The 601-nt window shown below is 61.4% G+C and carries 2 pseudogenes; both read left to right on the top strand.

What is annotated here, in order from left to right:
• Positions 1 to 237 (top strand): annotated as a pseudogene (locus J5M56_RS23860) (HlyD family secretion protein); the annotation flags it as partial.
• A gap of 146 nt (positions 238 to 383) precedes the next feature.
• A pseudogene (locus J5M56_RS23855) lies at positions 384 to 601 on the top strand (glutathione-dependent disulfide-bond oxidoreductase); the annotation flags it as partial.

Raw genomic sequence — 601 nt, 5'->3', positions numbered from 1 at the left:
CAATTGATGAGCGGTGAGCGTTTCGGCGGCACGGTAGAAAGCATCGCCTTCGCCATCGCCGACCGCGAAAACGCGCCGGGCAGTCGTCTGCTGGCGAACATCAACCCGAGTTACACCTGGGTGAAACTGGCGCAACGGGTGCCGGTGCGTATCGGCATCGATGGCGACTTTGCCGGCAAGCATCGCCTGCGCGCCGGTACAACAGCCACCGTCACCGTCCTGGAGGAGCACCGCTGATCCCCTGTGGGAGCGAGCCTGCTCGCGAAGGCGGCAGATCGGTTTGCATCATTCAATATGAATAACCGCACTCACCGCTGGCACCCGCCGGAAATTTTCCCTACGGTGTCTACCTGTTCTCTCCCAGCATCGACGAGGTCCGTTTCATGAGCAATGCGTCTTACGTTCCGCCCAAGGTCTGGAAACACGAAGCTCCTTCCGGCGGCCATTTCGCCAGCATCAACCGGCCGATCGCCGGGCCGACCCACGATAAGGAACTGCCGGTCGGCAAGCATCCGCTGCAACTGTATTCGCTGGCCACGCCCAACGGCGTCAAGGTCACCATCATGCTCGAAGAGTTGCTCGCACTTGGCCACAGCGAGGC

It is taken from the genome of Pseudomonas sp. 51_B (assembly GCF_017491595.1).
GTDB lineage: Bacteria > Pseudomonadota > Gammaproteobacteria > Pseudomonadales > Pseudomonadaceae > Aquipseudomonas > Aquipseudomonas promysalinigenes.
This window is presented reverse-complemented; position numbering and strand designations above follow the sequence as displayed.